Genomic DNA, 21,682 nt, shown 5'->3' with positions numbered 1-21,682 from the left:
TAGATTAATCCAAACTGGCAAACGGCAGAGACCACATCTTCAATGTTGCTATTTACATGAAATCAAATATTTTGTAGATTATTAAAAATGGCGCCACTTATATTAAAGTGGCGCCATTTGTCTATTTGTGAAGCAGACATACGTTTTTACAAGCAGATTTGTTTTTAATATTTATACATTTTTCCTGAAATATTAAAAATTCAAAATTTATTCAGAATTCAACTTTAGATTTACCGATTGATTTATTGATGTATTTTAATTTTAAGATAGTACTTGATTGTATTTCACATTGTTTTGATATTTAAATTGAATGAAAAATATAAACGATAGTTTTCTGAAAGGAAGGCTTAAAAGTCTCAATTATACTGTAAAAGGTGCTTTTCTGTTGTTAAATACCGAGCATTCCATCATTACCCAGTCGGTCGTAGGTCTAGTTCTTATGATTGCGGGGTTTTATTTTGGAATCTCCAAAATAGAATTGATGTTTCAGGTTTTTGGAATTGGACTGATCCTTACAGCAGAAAGCCTTAATACAGCTATAGAAAAAGTATGCGATTTTATCCATCCCGAATATCATGAAAAAATAGGTTTCATAAAAGATATTGCTTCCGGAGCGATGACGTTTGCAGTTACTTCTGTTTTAATTATACTCATTATTATTTATTACCCCTATTTATATGAAAAATTTATTTCGTAGCAGGTTTTCTGCACTTTTCAGTGTTCTCGCTTTGTATGTTATTTTATCATTTGCGGTAAGAATAACACTTCTTTTATGGTCCGCAGGAGACGCAGACCTGAGTTTAGTGTATATATTAAGAGCTTTCTTCACAGGATTTTGTTATGATCTTACCATCGGGTCATTATTTCTTTTTTTGTATGCTGTCTATTTATTAATTTTCCCAAAAAGGTGGATCGGATCTTTGTTTGATAAATGTTTTACCTATTTTTATCTCATCTTAATTTTCATCATTATTTACTTCAGCTTACTGGCAGAAATTCCGTTTTGGGATGAATTTGGCGTTAGATTTAATTTTATTGCGGTAGATTATCTGATTTATACATATGAAGTTGTAGAAAACATCAACCAGTCATATCCTTTACCTTTAATTGGAGTTGTTTTAATAGGATTGATCGTCTCTACATTTTTTATATTTAAAAAACTAAATATTTTCAAAGAAACCTTTTCAAGTAAAATTTCGATCAGTAAACGTTTGTTTTTTGCCGTTCCTGTTTTAGCAATTGCAATAATATTAGGGCTTGTAATGAAAAACAAACAGGCAGATTTCAGCAACAATCTTGTGATGAACGAAGTGGGGAAGAATGGTGCATTTTCATTTGTGACCGCATTTAAATCCAACGAATTGGATTACGAAACGTTTTATCCAAAACTTTCTGAAAAAGAAGCATATTCCATCGTTAAAAGAACCCTTTTACAGGAAAATCAAAATTATACATCAACAAAATATGATGATATTTCCAGAATTACTAAGGAAGGACAGGAGCAAAAACCAAATATAATACTGATTGCCATAGAAAGTTTCAGTGCTGATTTTTTGAGCACTTTTGGAAATAAAGATAATCTTACGCCTAATTATGAAAAGCTTGCAAACGAAAGTATTTTCTTTACCAACCTGTATGCAACAGGAACCAGAACGGTAAGAGGAATGGAAGCTTTAACATTGTCTGTTCCGCCAACACCGGGAAACAGTATTGTAAGAAGACCAAATAATCAGAATTTATTCTCTGTTTCCACCATCGTAAAATCAAAAAATTATCAGCCTTATTTTATTTACGGCGGCGATGGATATTTTGATAATATGAATAATTTTTTCGGAGGGCAAGGCTTTGACATCGTTGACCGGAATCGAGGAAATCCTTTATCAGACGAAATCAAAACACAAAGATTTGCAATTCCCGATAATGAGGTGAAATTTGAAAATGCGTGGGGAATCTGTGATGAAGACCTTTACAACCAATCGATAAAATATGCAGATATCAGTAGTAAAGCCAACAAACCATTTTTCCAGTTTGTAATGACGACTTCTAATCATAAACCTTATACTTTCCCAGCCGGAAAAATCGACCTTCCACAAGGTGATAGAAATGCTGCTGTGAAATATACAGATTATGCTTTAGGAAAATTCATTGCCGCTGCGAAAACGAAGCCGTGGTTCAAAAATACTGTTTTTGTGATTGTTGCTGATCATTGTGCAAGCAGTGCCGGAAAATGGGAAATTAATATTGATAGACATCATATCCCTGCGATTATTTATAACCTTAATCAGCAGCCTGAAAAAATTGACCGTCTAACTTCACAGATCGATGTGATGCCAACTTTATTCGGATATCTGGGCTGGAATTACAATACAAGTTTGTACGGAAAAGACATCAATCAGATGAAAATTGGAGACGAACGTGCTTTCATAGGTAATTACCGGACTTTAGGAATGTTGAAAGGAAATATTTTTACCCAGATTGATGACAGGAAAAGATTAAAACAATTTGCCGTTTCAGGGAATGAAAAACAGACTTTATCAGAAATTAAAACAAAAAATCAAGAATTAGCTTCTCAAACAATTTCTTATTATCAGACCGCAAGTGTAAGATTTAAAAACGGAAAAATGAAAACTAAATAAATTAAATGCGCCCAATGGAATCACTTTTTGATAGTTTAAAAAAATCTGATACAGCATTGTTCTTATTCATTAATGGAAAACACAGTGCTTTCTTTGATATTATTATGTATTGGGCAAGCGACAAGTTGTTCTGGATTCCTTTTTATGCAGTGTTATTATTTTTTATGATTAAAATTTATAAAAAATTCAGTGTATATATTTTACTGGCGATCGGTATTACCATTACATTATCGGATCAGATAGCTTCCGGATTGATAAAAAAAACAGTAATGCGTTTACGTCCTTCCCACGAGCCTTCATTAATTCCTCTCATTCATTTGAGTAAAGCGGGACCAGGTGGAATGTATGGATTTGTTTCTTCACACAGTGCCAATGCATTTGGACTTTTGATATTCCTTTTTTTGGTATTGCCTTCAACCTATAAATGGTTAAAATTTGTTCTTTTATTCTGGGCAATACTAGTCTCTTACAGTCGGATTTATAATGGGGTACACTATCCTTCGGATGTAATTGGTGGGGCAATTGTCGGAATACTATCGGGCATAACCATTTGGACTATATTCAAAATTATTTTTAAGGGTAATACATCTTTAAATAAATAACTGATTAAGATATTCTTAGCTGAAAAGGTTGATCGTGAGATCAATCTTTTTTTTATTCAGAATTTCTACAGAATCGTGTATAATCTTTACTGAATAATTAGCACATCATGGATATTTTAAGAACATATCTTATTCGCAGTTTTTTGTTTTTGTCTGTATTTTTTGGTTGTTTTAATACAAAAGCGCAATCAAATAATACTTTGTTATATTTTCTTGAAACAGCCAAAAACAATAGTCCTGTTCTAAACGACTACAATAATCAGGTGATTTCCAATAAAATTGACAGCTTAAAATTAAAATCAACGTATGGTTTTATTGTTACCGGAGAAGGAACTGCAGGATATTCTCCGAATATAAAAGGTTGGGGATACGACAGTGCTTTAACCAACGGACAATCTCTTTTCGCAGGTGTTCGCGTTGCCAAAGAATTTATCAGCCGTAATAATTTAAATACAAGGCTTGCCGGAATTAATGCAAGTATTGCGCAGGTTTTAGCGCAGAAAAATATAAGTCTTCAAACCCTTAATAAACAGATTGCCGATCAATATATTGCGACTTACGCGAGTCAGCAGCAATATAATTTGAGTAAAGAAATCATTCATTTGCTTAATCAGGAAGACATTGTGTTAAAAAAACTGACTCAGGCGGCGGTTTTCAAACAAACGGATTATCTCACATTCAAGGTTACCCTTCAGCAAAATGAATTAACCTTAGAACAACAAAAAGCCGACTGGCAAAACAATTATTCTCTGTTGAAATATCTGTCAGGAATTGTAGATGATGCTTTTGAACCTGTTGAAAAACCTTCTTTCATCGAAACACTTAATCCAACTTCTTTTGATGAAAGTATGTACGCAAAAGCTTTTCAGGCGGACAGCTTAAAGTTGTCAAATGACGCAAAAATCATCCGATATAATTATAAACCAAAAATCACAGCATTTTCAGATAGCGGTTATCAGTCTTCATTTACAACAACTCCTTATAAGAATTTCGGGATGAGTGTAGGAGTTGGTGTCACGATTCCGATTTATGATGGTCATCAGAAAAAAATGTTGTTACAGCAAAATCAATTATCACTTGATACCCGAAAGAAATATCTTGAACAGACTCAAAGACAATATCAACAGCAGATTCTTCAGGTTAATAACCAAATGGAACAGTATGATAAAATGATCAGCAAGGCGAATGAACAGATTACCTATGCCAAAACGTTGGTTGAAGCCAATGCAAAACAGCTTCCGACAGGGGATGTAAGAATGGTGGATTTTATTTTATCCATTAATCATTTATTGATTCTCAAAGGAAATATCATTCAGTACAATACAACTTTATTCAACCTGAAAAATCAGTTACAATATTTAATCATTCAATAATTATGAAAAAAATAATCACCCTCATTATAGTTTCTCTGATTGTTTTGAGTTGTAATAAAACCGCAGAAAATGCTCCTGCAGATGCAACATCAACAGACACAAAACCTAAAACATTAGTCACTGTGGCTTATCCTTCCGATACCGCTCAACTCAATAATACAATAACGTTGAATGCAACAGCAACTTATCTGTTAAAGTCTGACGTAAAAGCCAACAGCAACGGTTATATCACAAAAATGACCATCAAACTGGCAGATCATGTTGGCAAAGGCTCGGTACTTTTCGGTTTACAGACCAAAGAAGCAAGAGCATTAGGAAATACCATCAATAAATTGGATAAATCTTTCCGTTTTAACGGAGCAACTACGGTTACAAGTCCAGCAACAGGTTATGTCGCCATGTTGAATCATCAAATTGGAGATTATGTGCAGGATGGGGAAGTTTTGGCAACAATCACGGACGCGAGCAGTTTCGGTTTTGTGGTCGATGTGCCTTACGAATACCTTCAAATCATCAAAAATAAAGGTTCTTTACCGATTACTTTACCTGATAATACAGTTTTGCAGGGAAGAATCGCAAAAGTGATGCCTTCTGTTGATGCAGTTTCCCAAACTGTGAAGGTGCTTTTACAAGTTTCTAACAACAATATTCCTGAAAATCTGATTGGTACGATTAGTTTTTCCAAAACTTCAGCTTCTGGAATTTCCGTTCCTAAAATGACGGTAGTAAGTGATGAAACCCAGTCTTCTTTTTGGGTGATGAAATTAATCAATGATACGACAGCCGTAAAAACAGAGATCACAAAAGGAGTTGAAACCGATAAATATATTCAGATAAAATCAGGGAATTTGACCACGAAAGACCGAGTAATTATCTCAGGAAATTTCGGATTGAGTGATACCGCAACTGTGAAAATCCAAAAACCTTAATGCGATGAAATGAGCCATTGAAATCTCTTCGATTGATAACAAAATTTACTTTGGCGAATTCCATTTGGCAATTTAAAAAAAATATATAACTACAAATGAAAAAGTCATTTTTTGTAACCTATAAAAGTCCTTTGCTGGTATTGATTTTCCTGATTTTGGCGAGCGGAATTTATTCTTATACCAAAATTCAGTCGGCTTTATTTCCTCAGATTACTTTTCCGAAAATAAAAATCATAGCCGATGCAGGACAACAACCTGTGAATCAAATGACAGTTGGTGTCACCAAAGTATTGGAAGATGCTGTGAAAAGAGTTCCCGATTTGCAGGTTTTAAAAAGTACCACAAGCCGGGGAAGTTGCGAAATTTCCGCCTTTATGGATTGGAATGTGAATGTTGATTTAGCCAAACAGCAAATTGAAAGCAGTGTTAATGAAGTTCGAAACCAATTACCACCAGACATCAATATTTCTGTTGAAAAAATGAATCCGTCGATCCTTCCGGTTATGGGATATTCGTTGAATTCAACATCAAAAGACCCGATTGAATTGAAACAATTGGCGCTTTACACTATCAAACCTTTTCTCTCACAGGTTGCGGGAGTGAGTGAAGTGAGAATTATCGGCGGTCAGGACAAGGAATTTCGTGTGGTGATGAATCAGGCGATGATGGCGAGATTGGGAATTACTCCAGCTTCAGTGGAACAGGCGATCAACAATAGTAATTTTATTAAGTCAAATGGATATTCCTCCGATTTTCGCTATTTATATTTAACACTTACCGATGCGCAGATTCGTAATGAAAATCAATTGAAAAATCTGGTGGTAAGCAATAATGGAAACCGAATCGTTCTGTTGAGTGATATTGCGCAAATCAATGTTCATAACGCGAAACAATATATTAAAGTAAATGCTAACGGACAGGAAAGCATTTTGATTGCCATCATTCAGCAACCCAATGCAAATGTGGTTGATCTAAGCAAAGCAATGGAGGCAAAAATTGCAGAACTTCAAAAAATGTTACCGAAAGATATTGTTTTAAAACCTTATTATGTTCAGGCAGATTTTGTGAATGATTCTATAAAAAGCGTTACCGATGCTTTATGGATAGGATTGATTTTGGCAATTATCGTAGCGATTATTTTCCTTCGTTCATGGAAGGCGAGTGCCGTTATTTTAATCACGATTCCGATAACGCTAAGTCTTACGATGCTTGTTTTGTATACGATGGGACAGACGTTCAATATCATGACTTTGGGAGCAATTGCCGCAGCGATAGGATTAATTATTGATGACGCGATTGTTGTGGTTGAACAAATCCATAGAACCCACGAGGAACATCCCGAAGAATCTTCAAAAACATTAGTACAAAAAGCAATAAATTATTTGTTAAAAGCAATGATCGGATCTTCACTCAGTACGATTGTGATTTTCTTGCCTTTTATGTTGATGAGCGGTGTTGCGGGAGCTTATTTTAAAGTCATGACAGACACAATGATTATCACATTAATCTGTTCATTTTTTACAACGTGGATCTTATTACCCGTCGTTTATTTATTATTGTCATCAGGAAAGAAAAAAGAAAAAAATCTCGAGCATCACGACGTAAAAGAAAGAAAATGGGTTGGATTTTTTATCAGAAAACCATTATTCAGTTACGCATTTATTTTAATATTAATTGTTTTAACAGCGATTATTCTTCCCAATATCAGTACCGGGTTTTTGCCAGATATGGATGAAGGAAGTATCGTTTTAGATTACAATTCTCCTCCGGGAACTTCACTCGAAGAAACTGACAGAGAATTGAAAGAAGTCGAGAAAATTATCACTTCAACGCCCGAAGTTGTAGCATACAGCCGAAGAACAGGGACTCAGATGGGATTTTTCATTACGGAGCCAAACCGGGGTGATTATTTAATTCAGTTAAAGAAAAACAGAAGCAAAACGACGAATGAAGTTACCGACGATATCCGGGCGAAAATAGATGCTTCAGGTTTGCCCTTGACCGTAGATTTCGGACAGGTGATTACGGATATGCTCGGAGATTTGATGAGCAGTGTACAGCCGATTGAAATTAAAGTTTTCGGAACCGACCAGAAAGTGATTGAAGATTATTCTCAGAAAATAGCCGGAATTGTAGAAAAGGTAAATGGTACAGCCGATGTTTTTGATGGAATTGTGATTGCAGGGCCATCGATGGTTGTTACTCCGAAACTGCCTGTTTTAGCGCAATACAATATTTCGTTACCCGATTTTCAGAATCAGTTGCAGGCAAATCTGGATGGAAATGTAGCCGGAAATATTTTTGATAATGTACAATATACGCCGATTCGATTATTGTACAACGAAAAAAGTAATCAGTCTTTAAGCGACGTCAACAACAGTATGATTGTTTTACCCAACGGAACTTTAAAACCTTTGAGCGAATTTGCAATCGTAAGCGTTGTAAAAGGTTCTGCCGAAGTCAACAGAGAAGATTTACAGACATTAGGAATTGTAACAGCAAGGCTGGATAATGGAAATCTGGGCGGAACGATTCAGGAAATTCAGAAACAGATTGATCAGAAAATAAAACTGCCAAGCGGATATTCTGTCGTTTATGGTGGAGCTTACGCAGAACAGCAACAATCGTTTAAGGAATTATTAATTATTTTGGTCGTTTCCAGCTTATTGGTTTTTTCGGTGATGCTGTTTTTATTCAGAAATGTTTTGGTAGCATTGATCATCTTATTTGTTTCGATTTTAGGGCTTTCGGGAGGGATTTTGCTATTGTATTTCACAAACACACCACTGAATGTCGGAAGTTATACCGGATTGATTATGATGGTCGGAATCATTGGAGAAAATGCCATTTTTACCTACCTGCAATTCCACGAAAGTTTAGCAACGAAAACCAAAGAAGAAGCTGTGATTTACGCCATCAGCACAAGACTTCGACCGAAATTAATGACCGCTTTGGGAGCTATTATCGCCTTAATGCCTTTAGCATTAGGAATCGGAACCGGAGCGCAGATGCATCAACCTTTAGCCATTGCCGTTATTGGTGGATTTATTGTTGCATTGCCGCTTTTACTCATTGTTTTGCCGACATTATTGAGTAAAATACATTTTAAATAAAAGTATATATCAATAATTATAATTGAGTCGACGATAATAAATATTCAGAATTTATTCAGAATTAGGTTTTTATTTTGCTGATATAAAATTTTTAATATGAAATCTGTTTTTTATATAATTACAAAATCATTTACGATTTATTTTGAATATTTTTTTGTTGTAATGTAAAAATTCAGCATCTCTACAGAATCGGATATCAACTTCACATCGTTAATAAAAAATCATAATTAAAATGAAAAAATTAGTTTTAGCAATGGCATTAGTTGGTATAAGCACTTTTGCATATTCTCAGGAAAAAGAAGAAAAAAACGAAGGAGTAGAAGTGCCTTCAATGGTAGAAAAAGCTTTTCAGAAAGCATATCCAAAAGTAAAAGCTGAATGGGAAAATGAAGATGGAAAATATGAAGCAGGTTTTAAGTATAACGGAAAGGAAATGAGTGTTCTTTATAACGCGAATGGTGTTTGGGAAGAAAGGGAAACCGAAATCAATGTGAAACAGCTTCCTGCAGGAGTTTCTTCGTATATCGCACAAAATAAACTGGGCACAATTAAGGAAGCATCTAAAATTACCAAAGCTGATGGTACGGTAATGTACGAAGCTGAGGTGGAGAGTGGAGATGCTTTATTTAATGCCAAGGGTAATTTTGTAAAACTTCAAAAAGATTAAGTATTTAAGTGGAATGGTTATAAGTGGAAGCTACTAAATTTTTAGAAGCTTCCATTTTTTAGTTACATCAAAAAAAAATCAATAGAATTCAAAATTTCTTCTAAATCTTACATCAATTTTGTTTCAGTATAATATCAATGATATCAAAGTACGGATGAAAATTTTTTATGTTTTATTGCCTATTTTATGAATCCTGCAGAAGTCGAAATCACTGCAAACTGCAGGTTGTCTGATTATGTTATCAATATAAGTTTTAAATATAACAGTCATGAATAATTTAATAGAAGCTGTAAGCAATTATGTAATATTATTTCTTTTGGAAAATCTTTCGGATCAGCTTACATTTCACAATATCAGTCATACGTATGATGCTGTAGGTGCGGTGCGTGAAATTGGTTTCCAGATTCATCTTTCTGACAAAGAAATGTATACTGTACAGATTGCCGCGTGGTTTCATGATTGTGGATATGTGAATACCTATATCGGTCATGAGGAGGAAAGCAAGAAAATAGCGAAGAATTTTTTAGAAAATTTCGGATGTGAAAAATATTTTATTGAAGCTGTTTTACGCTGTATCGAATCTACAAAATATCCTCAACATCCAACGTGCTTAACAGATCAGGTGATGTGTGATGCGGATATGTTTCATTTAACGAAAACCAATTACTCTAAATATGAAAAAGCTTTAAGACTGGAGTTCGAAAAATACCTTGGGCTCATTTTTACCGATGAAGAATGGAAAATGGAGAACCGTGATTTCTTTAGAAATCATCAATATTTTACAGAATACGGACAAAATGTTCTCGCCAAATTTAAAGAGGTTAACGTCCGGCTCATGAATTATTCCAATAAATTTTAATACCCAAAAAGAAATGTCAAATTATCGTCAGAAAACTGTAGTTGGTCTTTTCATTTTAATATCAGTCTTAGGAAAAGCTCAAAATAATGATACCATTCAGGCTCAGGAAACACAAAAAGACAGTACAGTTACAGCAATCATAGAAAAAAACACACTGAGTTATAAAAAGTTAATCATTCCCACCGCATTTATAGGATACGGAGTGGCAAGTTTAAGTGTAAGAGGTTTAAAACAACTGAATTTCTCCACCAGAGATGAAATTAACGAACACAAACCTGATCACATAAGACTTGATAACTATACTCAATTTGCACCTGCGGCTTTGGTTTATGGTTTAAATGCTGTTGGTGTAGAAGGAAAACATAATTTTAGAGACCGAACGATTATTTACGGAACTTCCATGTTGATTACTTCTGCGATTGTAGTTCCTTTAAAACATATCGTGAAGGAAGAAAGACCGGATCAGTCCAATAATCTTTCTTTTCCGTCGGGACATACGGCAATCGCTTTTGCGTCTGCTCAGTTTATGTTCAGAGAATATAAGGATACGAATTTTCTGTTGGGAATTTCTGGATATTCTCTCGCAATTTTTACCGGAATTTACAGAATGCTGAACGATAAACATTGGGTAGGAGATGTGGTCGGCGGTGCAGGTTTCGGAATTCTTTCCACAGAGCTGGCGTATTGGCTGTACCCTAAAATCAATAATTTGATTACCGGGAAAAATAAAAATTCTTCTGCAATGATAATGCCTTACTACCAAAATAAAACGATAGGAATAGGTTTTGTTAAAAACTTTTAATTGATAAAAATGTGGTTCTATTATGCTTTATTATCAGCATTATTTGCAGCGTTCACGGCAATTTTTGCTAAAATAGGAGTGTCTAATATCAATTCTAATCTGGCAACAGGTATCAGAACAATTATTATTTTGATATTAGTCTGGAGCATTGTTTTCATTAAAGGTGAGGCAAAGGAAATAGGGGCATTATCAAAAACCAATATTATATTTTTGATTCTTTCCGGAGTTGCAACGGGATTGTCCTGGCTATTTTATTTTAAAGCTTTACAAATTGGAAAAGTTTCGCAGGTTGCAGCAGTTGATAAATTAAGTGTAGCAATAGCCATCATATTTGCGGTGTTGTTTTTTAAAGAAACATTGACTTTAAAAACCGCAATCGGAGCTTTATTAATTATTAGCGGAACAATATTATTTGCTTTAAAATAAGCGACAGCGATTATACATAAAAAAGATACGAACATCAAATTCGTATCTTTTTTTGATTTTAATTTACAATAAGGCTGTAATCACAGCGGTGTCGTTCTGCAAAGATTTTTTTTCCTTTAAACAGACCTTCATGTTGAATATTTTCATCGAGCCTGATGAGGTACTGACCTTATTAAATGAAGAGGAATTGATACTTTTCCGTTTTCATCGATATTTAAACTACGCTTCAATACCGATGAAATCTCTGATGTAGCACTTTTAGGCTGTATATTTTAGATAGGCTAAATATTTCGTATGAAAAAATTCAAACCATAAAATGTTAAGCTGTAATAGTTTGATAAATAATTTGTTATGCCTATAAAAAAAGAGACAACTATTAAATAGTTGTCTCCTTAAGTGACGTTGACGCACGTCTATACAAACACTTTTATCGATGATTTGGTTCGTTTGAGTCAAATTAAACAACAATTGACTATAGCTAACTTATCATTCAATTTTTAATATTTTGTAATTTAATTTGTGGGAATTTGAAACAAATAGTAATGGAATAATAAGTCTTTAGTTAGCTGCGCTTGTCTTTTTTATAAGCAGATTTTTAAGAAGAAAGTAATTTATAGATATAATCTGATACACTAAAATATATAGTTGACTTGATTTATTATATCAATTATCAATATGGGAGAAATAAAAAGTGTTTAAAACGTCAACTTTTATAAAAAATCATTTTACACTTCCTTGTTAAATTTTAGTCTTCATTCCAGATATGATCCTTTTTCTATGTATAAATCCCCAGTCTGCTATTGTATTAGTGAGTTGTTTAAGCGATTTACCGTAGTCTGTAATTTGATATTCTACTGCTACAGGTGCCGTGTTTAATACATTACGTTCAATTAATTCATTAATTTCTAAATCCTTTAACTCACGACTGAGCATCTTACCGGAAATCCCTTTAACCTCTTTCAGGAGCTCAGAATACCGCATAGGTTTATAACACAAGCAAGCAATAATGGACATTTTCCACTTTCCATTTAAAATTTCCATTGTATCACTGATTGCCAATATTTTTTGGCTGCAATCCTTAACTAAATCAAATTCTTGTTCCATACTATTCACTTGGTTACCCGCTTGTCACTATAACTTTTTGTCACTTGGTTACAAATATACACATTGAACATATAACTTTGCTATTCTAATTTATAAATAAAAAAAATGGATCTAATCAAAAATTTACAATGGCGCTATGCAGTCAAGAAATATTCAGATGAATCAGTAAGCGAAGATAAGATTGATCGGATTATTGAAGCCATTAATCTAAGTGCCTCTTCTTGTGGAATACAGCCCTATCGACTGTTTATAATTACCAATCCTGAGTTAAGACGAAGATTGGGAGAGGGTTCATTCAATACGCAGATCCACGCTTCCTCCCATTTATTGGTTTTTGCAGGATTCAATAAAATCACCAGTGATTACATTACAGACTATGTTGAGATGATACAAAAGCAGCGAGGTCTGGAAAGCGGAGCGTTGAATGCACTAAAAAATACTTTAATCGACTATTTCTCTACCCAAACGCCCGAACAGAATGCAATCTGGTCAAGCAAACAGGCGTATATAGGTTTAGGTACAGCCTTAATTGCTGCTGCAGAACTAAAAGTTGATTCAACGCCTATGGAAGGCTTTGATCCGAAATTATTTGATGAGGTTTTAGGCCTGTCGGAAAAAGGGCTGCATCCCTCAGTGATATTGACATTGGGCTATCGGAATTCTGCCAACGATTATCTAGCATCGGTTCCAAAAGCCCGTTTGCCAATCAATGAATTTTCTACCAAAATAAATTGATATCTAAAATATAGGAAATACTTCTAGTATCTTCAGTCCTAAAGAATGCTAATTAATTATAAAAGCCTCGACATTTGTTGAGGCTTATTTTTTAGTGAAGTTTTTGGTTATTAACAATTTTCATAAATATTCTTTCTCTACTCGCCAATAATTTTCCAAATGCTTCTTAATCCTGCGAAAAAAATGGATAATTCAAAACAAGCCGTTATTATTCCAAAATCAGCAAATGTAAAAAGAATGAATGAAAATTTCAATGTATCTCACTTCGGATCATATGCCGATGGGATGTTAATAATCAAATCGTTAAATAATGTAGAGCTTAACTTTAAATAGTTTAAATAATTTTTGAAAATCTAACTATAACAATTACCAATTGAACTACTTTTTATAGAACAGCAATCAAAAATTTTGTATTTGAGATTTAAGTCGAACTTATAAACAATAAAAAAATATTATGGCACTTTAAGACTATTTATATCGAACACCGAAAATCAGATTATAACATTTTGACAAAGAGATTTTATGTGTATAAAAAAAGAGACAACTATCAAATAGTTGTCTCCTTAAGTGAACTCGCTGGTAGGCTATCCAAACTATTTTTATAATGATATCGAAAATATTTTAGATTTATGTATTTGAAAACCAGTTGATTGTGTTTTTGTTCTTTTAGTTTGATTCCTGCTAAGTTATGTTTACGGGAGAGAATTTTCGAACTTGCACTCGAAAATTTTAGGAGATTAAATTTTTAATATAATTGATTTTATTAAGTTTTCGGACTTTTGATAATGGCAATATAGGTATTTTTCAGATTGGGGTTGATAATAAATCAACTCCAATTGAGAGGGTTAAACTGAATAGTAAACACTAAGAATAATATGTGTATCTCCTGTGCTTAATTATGAATTAGAAAGTGCAACACCTTTCCTAATTCTGTCTTATTAATGATTCGAGCTTATCATTATAAATTTTAAAATTATCAGGATCATTACATATTTTAAATAGGTCAATGAGAAACTGATACATCTTTACAAGATGTGTATTTTTTATTCCTTGCGATTCCAGAATTTCGACACATCTTAATTGATGTATTATTGCTTCATCCAAATTGTTTTTCAAAATGGAACTCTCTGATAATTTATTGTAGTAGCTAGATAATAAAAATTCATTTCTCTTTTCTATAGGTATTGAATTATGATACTTAATAGCTTTCTTAATCAATGACTCAGATTCATCAAAATTTTTGGTCTTTCGGTGAAGTTCAGATAATATAGTGTAACCTACGCCCACTTGTGCATCACTATAAAAATAATTTTGTTTTCTAAGGGCTGCTACTTTTTGAAGACATTTTAGTACGTTTTCTGGATCATCTTTTAAAAGATATGCCTGGGCTAGATTTTGTAATGAGGTAATAAACATTAATAAATCACCTTTTTTAAAATCGCGGGAATGTTGCAAATATAAATTGTTAGCTTTTCTTTGGTATTTAATAATATCATCCAAAGAATTTTCAATGTTTAATGTTGAAGCTAGATTGTTATACATTGCTCCTAAACAAAGCGCATCTTTTCCTAAATATTTTTCAGTTCTCCTTATCAAGTCTGCCCATAATTCAGCACTATTTTCACGTATAAAGAAGAATGATGATAGATGCAAATATTCATTTTCAAGAAGTAAAAGTGGCTGATAAATACTTGTCCGATACCCTTCTTTAATGGTACTTAAAATTGATTCTGCATATTTTAAAAATCTGAATGATTCTTTCGGGTTATTATAACCTTCTGTTAATCTATGCGTTATCCAGGATATATAAAACATGAAACCAATAAAATCGCTATTCCCGGCTCTTAATCGATATATAATTGTTTGTTGCAGTATTTTATGGACTCGTATACTTTTCTTGTCATTCTCGTATTGGACAAGCCCTTTCCTTTCTAAAGAATTAATAGAGTTTATATAGCTTAGTTTGTTACCATCATAAAATTCCTTACCACAAATTAATACTAAATCTTCAATGATAATATCTGTAGATGGGAGTAAGGCAAGATAATCCAAAAAGAACTTTTCTTTATCGTTGATACCTTTTACAGAAAATTTTTGTAGAATAAAGTCAAATATAGCCGTTACTTTATTCTCCTTATCATAAAGGGCAATATCTATTTTGAGCAATTCATTATTTAGATTTTGTGTTTCTAAGGAATCAAATACAAACTCTAAAGTTAGATCAAATCCATTCTCAATAGTTTTCGCAACAAGCTCTATGATGAGGGTGTTAAACTCAATATAATTTAAGAAAGATTTAAATACTATTTCGTCAAATTCCTTTGAACAATGTAATTTAAACAAGCTGATCGCACTGTCATAATCCAAGTGCGGTAGTAAGTACGGGTTTAAGGTTTTAAGTTTCGCTCGTGTAAGAAATATTTTCTTCCAATTTCTTAAACTCGCAATGGTATTTAGCGCAGAATAAGTCTCGTCATTTTCTTGTATGTCTAGTATGATGAGGTTATTTCCTCCAATTTTATCTAGCTCATTCAATATAATATTAAATTGTTCATCTACAGTTTTATCCTTATCCAAATTGATACGTAAGTTAGCAAGTAACAGGTTATTAAAGACAAATGAGGTTTCTATTGATTTTTCGATATTTAACCATATGACGTTATTATATTTACTGCGGTTAATGGTAAGAAATTTTTTAGCAAATGTTGTTTTTCCAACACCACCATAATTATTAACTGTAATAAGTTTTTTTTTGTTGAGAATATCAAATGCCTCCTTAAGTTCATTTTCCCAGCCAAATACTTCCTCTACATCATTGACATATGGAACTAATGTCAAATCAAGATTTTCTAATGTATTTGGTCTTAGATTTTCTATTAATACAGCTTGATTTTCTTGTATGGATTCAACCGCTTTAATTCTATCCTTTATTTCCTCTAATTCAAAACCAATTAATTGTATAAATTTTGAATCAATTCTTTGCAATATTTCAGAATCTGTTAAATTTAAAAGGTTTTGTAAGTCTAGGCTTGTCAGGCATCGCATTGAAGTTTCGGTTTCTTGTGAACATCTGTATATTTCAGACAAAAGAACCCTAAAAATAATTTCGATCGGCTTATCACCAAACACCTTGTTCTTTAATAAGGATAATATGTTTTGCCTAATTTGGAAAATAGCTTCCTCTGTCGTAATTTCCCCGAAATCCCAGTGGACAGCTCTACAAAAATCTTCAACGATTAAATCATCCGAAAGAATATCACAGAGCGCCTTGTAACTTTTATTGATCTCAAGCTTTTTTACTGAAGAAATATTTTGGCGACTGAGTTTTGCTTGTCTTATCTTGTTAGATTCGGCTTTTAGTATTTCCCTATTTTTCTTTTTTAAAGATTCGAAGTCTGTAGAATTATCAAAAACTTCCCTGTTAAGCCATTTTCCCAATAATTTTTCTCTTTTTTGTATTCCAGAATTGGTAACAAAGGAGAATTTTGGGGTAATATTATTTTGCTTGTACCTAAGGTAGGTTATAAAAAAATCAAACAGAGTATGTTTTATCTCCTTTGAATTTAAACTAAAATCTGAACTATAGCATTTTAATTGTGTAAATACAAAGATCTTCCCAACCTCTTTAATATCATTGTCAACTTCTGTATAAATGGGACTGTCATCTCCATTTATAAAGTTGGTTATCCATTTTTTCAAGAAAGATAAGTACTGATAATAGAAACCTCTATTTGTTGAAATTGCATCGCCATTTCTTTTAAAAATTTTAATTGAGTTTAGGTCTATATCTGGCATTCCAAGTGAACAGTTTAAAATAAAACTCAAATATATCATTTATTGAAATAATTTGAATAAGAAAAGCATTCTTGAATCGCTTAAATCTAAAGAATCAATTGCTCAAGATTTTTATAGACAGTTAACCATTCTGTTTCTAATATGTTTAGTTTTTTCTGATGAAAATTGAAAGGATAATTATTATTTTTACGAGATATACCTGATAAAGATATGAAGCCATTAATATTAGACTATAAGATTGTTCGTTCGGAGCCAGATTTTGCTCCCAACTACCAATATGATTCATTAGAATCCCTCAATATGCTGGAAATTGACGGTACAAAGATCCCGCTAATTGATGCATCGACCAATATTATGGTAGCGTTAGCTACCGTCACAAAAGTTAAAGCTGAAAGTGATACTAGTGCATTGTCTTTTGATTTAACTACCAGAACTAAGGTAAGTGGTGAAAAAGATGACTATCATTTAGATTATGTGATGTATACTACAAAAACTCTTGTTAAAATGGAAAATGATGATACGCGTACTCCTTATAACCAATAAAGCAGATATTACAACTGATTTTGTGGTAAAAAAACTTAAAGAGAAAAAAATAGAGTTTTACAGACTAAACACTGAAGAGTTAGGCGATAATGTTGAGGTAAATTTGGACTTTCATAAAGATAATTTTAAAATATCTGATAGGACAACTGGTAATCAAATAGATCTTTTGGATATTAGAAGTGTGTATTTTCGTAGACCAGAACTGCCCAACGATAATTCAGAGCTTAGTCGGGCTGAAAATCAATTTATACGCAATGAGATTAGTTATACATTAGAAGGTATCTATAAAATTTTAAATTCCGCATACTGGTTAAATAATGTTAAAAATATTAGAAATGCTGAAAATAAAATATTTCAGCTGCGACTAGCGAAAAAAATAGGTTTTACAATTGCCCACAGTTTGATTACGACCAATGCTGGTTCAGCAATGAATTTTTATGGAATGAATGAAGAGGATTGTATTATTAAACCGATTCGTACAGGATTAATATCTGATGACGGAAATGAAGAAGCGATCATTTTCACCAACAAAATATACCTCGACAAAAATAATGCTCAGCGTGTAGAAGGATGTCCAACATTTTTCCAAAAGCATATAAAAAAGAGAGGAGATATCAGGGTGACTGTAGTGGGAGAGAAGGTTTTTGCTGCCTTCATACACTCACAAGATTCTGACGACTCAAAAGTGGATTGGAGAGTTAGCCAAGATGGTCTAAAACACAGTATTTATATGTTACCAGAAGATATTTCAGCTAATTGTATCAATCTACTGAGAGAGTTAGATTTAAATTTCGGTGCGATAGATCTCATTTTAAATGAAAATGGTGAATATGTATTCCTTGAAATTAATCCCAATGGCCAGTGGGCTTGGCTCGAAAAATTACTCGGTTTAGATATTTCGGGTGCTATAGTAAATTTGTTAAAAGATAAAATTGATGAACGAGAAACTACTTAAACTTAGAGAGCTGGTCTGGCCGTTGCTTGAAGAGGATAATACTGATTACATATCTAATCAGTATTTAACAGAAGAAGTCGAAGACCTTGAGGAAAATCCAGTTCTGAAAATTGAGGATGAAAACCTGGATCTTGCATTGCAATTACAAGGTAAGATATATCAAGAAGAAGATGATCGCAGAAAAGGTACCGAATCCAAAGCAGCTTTATTTATGGGATCTTTAAGTTTGGCTAATACTATTGTAATAGGTGCAAATACATTAATATGGGGCAAGGAGATTCCAAGTGGAGTTATCAAAACTTCGGTATTTATCTCAATCGTTTTAGCAATTTATACTCTCAGAACGGTATGGTTTTCAGTAAAAGTTTTGGAAAGGGGAACCTACCATGTGCTAGGCAATGAGGATATAAATATTTCAGGCGATAAAAATAAATACAAAAGAGACATTATTTCATCATTTTTCAAAATCATAAAGGGTAATGAGGCTGTAATAAATATGAAGGTTTCGCATTTGGTTATGGCGCAAGAATATTATAAGAGAGCAATGTTTGTTATTTGCTTATATGCATTCATGGTTTTCTATTTTTGTTTTTTCCTTTAGTGTTATCCAGAATTTGTTTAGACAAGCATCGCTCATTTAAAACTTTGTCAAGTTTTTGATCGATTCAAATTAGGTGTTGACCTCTACGCAGATCCGAACCAATCCTTTAAAATCATTTTTTGCATTGAAAAATAAAAGAGTCAGCATTTTACTAACTCTTTTATTTTACTATTGTGGTTTGTCTACCAATATGCGATTTCAAAATTAATAATTTTAGTGTGCGAATATTAATTCAATCATAGCTGTACCACCCAATTGATAATTTTTAATCGGGTGCTTTTTGTTTCAACACTTTGACAAAAGATCAGCTATTTCAACATTATTTAGATCCGAAAGTGTATGTTAAAATTGCTGCCGAAGGTTACATTTAAATATAGGGCTACTAGATAAATTTATTTCCATGTTTAAAGTGGATATTACGGTTTGATTTGTGCCAGTCATTTCGGTCGGATGGTGCCAGCTATTACGGTTCAAATGATGCCACTTTAGTGGTATAGTTTTAGTCCGTCCATCCGTATTTTTTACGGTTTGAATTGTGCCACTTTAAAAAGATCAAGAAAGAATTACCTTGTCGCTTTAAATACAGCGATATGGCCAACAAACTTGATCCGATGGACTTAAAACAAATACTCACATTACATCTGGACGGTTACAGTAACCGTAAAATAGGTTCCGTTCTCGGTATTTCCCGCAATACAGTCAATACCTACATGCAGCTATTTGCAGGCAGCGGCTACTCATTCAAGGAGCTTCTGGGCTTTGATACCGCTGTTTTATCCGAACTCTTTTCATCCCATACGACGCTGGACGCTACCCGCCACAATGAACTCATGCTTTACTTTGAGGGGGTCAACAAGGCCCGGAATCATCCCGGCTTTACCTTTCTGTATCATTATCAGCAATATGTTGAGCTGGCCGCAGAACCATATAGCTACACGCAGTTTCTCGAACATTACCGTCGTAAATATCCAAAAGAAAAGGGTTCAATGAAACTTCAGCATATTGCGGGCGAAGAAATGTTCGTGGACTTTGCCGGGAAGAAGCTGCAGATCATCGATAAACATACCGGAGAGGTTATCGCTGTGGAAGTATTTGTGGCCATACTACCGTGCAGCCAGTACACCTATATCCAGGCATGCAGGAGCCAGAAACGCGAAGATATGATATCCTGTTGCACAGCGGCGCTTCGTTTTTATGGTGGATCGCCCAAAGCGATAGTGTCCGACAATCTAAAGTCCGCCGTCAATAGATCGAGCAGATACGAAGCGGACATCAACCGTAGCTTCAAGGACTTTGCCCGCCATTATAACTGTGTCATCAACCCGACTCGTAGTTACGCTCCACAGGACAAAGCGCTGGTTGAGAATGCGGTGCATCTGGCCTATCAGCGTATCTATTACCCATTACGTGAAATGACTTTCTTCTCGCTGGAAGATCTCAATAGAGAAATTGCAGTACTACTGGAGCGTTATAACAATCTATTGTTCAAACGAAAAGAATCGAGCCGTATCGAGCTCTTCCAGAGTATTGAACGAGAATATCTCAAAGCCCTTCCCGCTGATCCATATGAACTGAAAGATTACAAAAGGGCCAAAGTGCAGAAAATGGGTTACGTATACTTTTCTCCCGAGAAGTGTTATTATAGTGTTCCATACCGGTATATCGGAAAGGAAACAATGATCCATTACACCAGAAGTCGTATTGAGATCTTTTATAATCATGAAAGAATTGCGCTACACCCGCGCAATCTGACCAAAGGCAGCTACATCACCAACGCAGATCACCTGAGCAGCACACATAAGTTCTATTCGGAATGGAGCCCTGAGTTCTTTAGAAAAAAAGCGCTGCCACATGGGGAATATGTCCTGGCATGCATCGAAAAGATACTTGCTTCCCATGATTATCCCGAAATAAACTATAAACGCTCCCTTGGAATTATCCACCTGCACCGAGCCTATGGATCCGGGCGTCTGAACAATGCGTGTAAAAGAGCATTGGATACAGATAGCTGCTCCTATCTACGGATAAAGAATATCCTGAAAAACAATATGGACAGGCTGCTTTTATCTGTGAATGAGCTTGAGACCCAAAAACCACATATACCTTTTCACAGCAATATACGCGGTGCTTCCGCATATGAATAATAAACAAAAATCAAGAAAATGAACAATCAGACAGTTGAAAAACTACGCGACATGCGTCTGGGAGCTATGGCACAGTTACACCAGCAGTACGTTAAGGAAAACAGGCTCGAAGGTATGACCTGCGACGAATATCTCGCGTTACTTACTGACCATCAGTGGGAAGACCGGGAAAATAAAAAGATAGAGCGTTTGCTCAAGCAGGCAAACTTTAGGCATAATGCCAGTCTAGGTGATATAAACTACGCCAGCGAAAGAAATCTGGACAAAAATATGTTTGCGCGTCTGGGTACACTGGACTTTGTGCTCCGAAAAGAAAACATTATTATCTGTGGTGCTTCCGGCACAGGAAATGTAAACCATATGATAATGTAAAGCAGAAAGTTTTTTATACTTAGTAT

The 21,682-nt window shown here is 34.0% G+C and carries 19 protein-coding genes; 17 read left to right on the top strand and 2 right to left on the bottom strand.

Going from position 1 to position 21,682, the window contains the following annotated elements:
• Nucleotides 1–310: 310 nt before the first annotated feature.
• The 11 genes from M2373_RS13140 to M2373_RS13090 all read left to right on the top strand — a co-directional run bounded on the left by M2373_RS13140 (nt 311) and on the right by M2373_RS13090 (nt 11,660).
• Nucleotides 311–697 (top strand): diacylglycerol kinase, encoded by a 387-nt coding sequence (locus tag M2373_RS13140; protein WP_259111454.1) that lies wholly within the window; start codon nt 311–313, stop codon nt 695–697.
• Nucleotides 678–2,636: an LTA synthase family protein gene (locus M2373_RS13135; RefSeq protein WP_259111451.1), complete on the top strand. Its 1,959-nt coding sequence runs from the start codon at nt 678–680 to the stop codon at nt 2,634–2,636. The genes M2373_RS13140 and M2373_RS13135 overlap by 20 nt, the downstream gene beginning before the upstream one ends.
• 14 nt (nt 2,637–2,650) lie before the next feature.
• On the top strand, nt 2,651–3,238 hold the full coding sequence (locus M2373_RS13130) for a phosphatase PAP2 family protein (protein WP_259111448.1): 588 nt from the start codon (nt 2,651–2,653) through the stop codon (nt 3,236–3,238).
• A gap of 200 nt (nt 3,239–3,438) precedes the next feature.
• Nucleotides 3,439–4,611, top strand: coding sequence for a TolC family protein (locus M2373_RS13125; RefSeq protein WP_259111446.1), 1,173 nt, complete (start codon nt 3,439–3,441; stop codon nt 4,609–4,611).
• A 2-nt stretch (nt 4,612–4,613) separates the two neighbouring features.
• Nucleotides 4,614–5,540: an efflux RND transporter periplasmic adaptor subunit gene (locus M2373_RS13120; RefSeq protein WP_259111443.1), complete on the top strand. Its 927-nt coding sequence runs from the start codon at nt 4,614–4,616 to the stop codon at nt 5,538–5,540.
• Between the two features lie 95 nt (nt 5,541–5,635).
• A complete protein-coding gene (locus M2373_RS13115) occupies nt 5,636–8,653 on the top strand; it encodes an efflux RND transporter permease subunit (protein WP_259111442.1) in 3,018 nt (1,005 codons plus the stop codon).
• 232 nt (nt 8,654–8,885) lie between these two features.
• Complete coding sequence (locus M2373_RS13110) at nt 8,886–9,320, top strand: PepSY-like domain-containing protein (protein WP_259111439.1); 435 nt, start codon at nt 8,886–8,888, stop codon at nt 9,318–9,320.
• 268 nt (nt 9,321–9,588) lie between these two features.
• Complete coding sequence (locus M2373_RS13105; RefSeq protein ID WP_259111437.1) at nt 9,589–10,179, top strand: HD domain-containing protein; 591 nt, start codon at nt 9,589–9,591, stop codon at nt 10,177–10,179.
• Between the two features lie 13 nt (nt 10,180–10,192).
• Nucleotides 10,193–10,981: a phosphatase PAP2 family protein gene (locus M2373_RS13100; RefSeq protein WP_259111434.1), complete on the top strand. Its 789-nt coding sequence runs from the start codon at nt 10,193–10,195 to the stop codon at nt 10,979–10,981.
• Nucleotides 10,982–10,990: 9 nt separating this feature from the next.
• Nucleotides 10,991–11,407, top strand: coding sequence for an EamA family transporter (locus M2373_RS13095; RefSeq protein WP_259111432.1), 417 nt, complete (start codon nt 10,991–10,993; stop codon nt 11,405–11,407).
• A gap of 130 nt (nt 11,408–11,537) precedes the next feature.
• Nucleotides 11,538–11,660 (top strand): hypothetical protein, encoded by a 123-nt coding sequence (locus M2373_RS13090; RefSeq protein ID WP_259111429.1) that lies wholly within the window; start codon nt 11,538–11,540, stop codon nt 11,658–11,660.
• A 485-nt stretch (nt 11,661–12,145) separates the two neighbouring features.
• On the opposite strand, the gene M2373_RS13085 is transcribed toward M2373_RS13090, so the two are convergent.
• Nucleotides 12,146–12,511 carry a helix-turn-helix domain-containing protein gene (locus tag M2373_RS13085; protein ID WP_259111427.1) on the bottom strand — a complete coding sequence of 122 codons (366 nt, stop codon included), beginning with the start codon at nt 12,509–12,511 and terminating at the stop codon, nt 12,146–12,148.
• 105 nt (nt 12,512–12,616) lie between these two features.
• Between M2373_RS13085 and M2373_RS13080 the strand changes: the two genes are divergently transcribed.
• Nucleotides 12,617–13,246, top strand: a complete 630-nt coding sequence (locus M2373_RS13080; protein WP_259111425.1) for a nitroreductase family protein — start codon at nt 12,617–12,619, stop codon at nt 13,244–13,246.
• A gap of 924 nt (nt 13,247–14,170) precedes the next feature.
• Here M2373_RS13080 and M2373_RS13075 read toward each other — a convergent pair.
• Nucleotides 14,171–17,041, bottom strand: coding sequence for a tetratricopeptide repeat protein (locus tag M2373_RS13075; RefSeq protein ID WP_259111423.1), 2,871 nt, complete (start codon nt 17,039–17,041; stop codon nt 14,171–14,173).
• Between the two features lie 210 nt (nt 17,042–17,251).
• On the opposite strand from M2373_RS13075, the gene M2373_RS13070 reads away from it, so the two are divergent.
• The 5 genes from M2373_RS13070 (at nt 17,252) to M2373_RS13050 (ending at nt 21,656) form a co-directional block, all read left to right on the top strand.
• Nucleotides 17,252–17,584: a hypothetical protein gene (locus M2373_RS13070; protein WP_076549615.1), complete on the top strand. Its 333-nt coding sequence runs from the start codon at nt 17,252–17,254 to the stop codon at nt 17,582–17,584.
• Nucleotides 17,553–18,539, top strand: a complete 987-nt coding sequence (locus M2373_RS13065; protein WP_259111416.1) for an MvdC/MvdD family ATP grasp protein — start codon at nt 17,553–17,555, stop codon at nt 18,537–18,539. The genes M2373_RS13070 and M2373_RS13065 overlap by 32 nt, the downstream gene beginning before the upstream one ends.
• Nucleotides 18,520–19,140 carry a hypothetical protein gene (locus M2373_RS13060; RefSeq protein ID WP_259111412.1) on the top strand — a complete coding sequence of 207 codons (621 nt, stop codon included), beginning with the start codon at nt 18,520–18,522 and terminating at the stop codon, nt 19,138–19,140. The genes M2373_RS13065 and M2373_RS13060 overlap by 20 nt, the downstream gene beginning before the upstream one ends.
• 590 nt (nt 19,141–19,730) lie before the next feature.
• A complete protein-coding gene (gene istA, locus M2373_RS13055; RefSeq protein ID WP_259111410.1) occupies nt 19,731–21,284 on the top strand; it encodes an IS21 family transposase in 1,554 nt (517 codons plus the stop codon).
• Between the two features lie 18 nt (nt 21,285–21,302).
• Nucleotides 21,303–21,656 (top strand): ATP-binding protein, encoded by a 354-nt coding sequence (locus tag M2373_RS13050; RefSeq protein WP_232475545.1) that lies wholly within the window; start codon nt 21,303–21,305, stop codon nt 21,654–21,656.
• Nucleotides 21,657–21,682: the final 26 nt, after the last annotated feature.

The sequence above is a fragment of the Chryseobacterium sp. JUb7 genome (genome assembly GCF_024806495.1).
In the GTDB taxonomy this organism is placed as follows: Bacteria; Bacteroidota; Bacteroidia; order Flavobacteriales; family Weeksellaceae; genus Chryseobacterium.
This window is presented reverse-complemented; position numbering and strand designations above follow the sequence as displayed.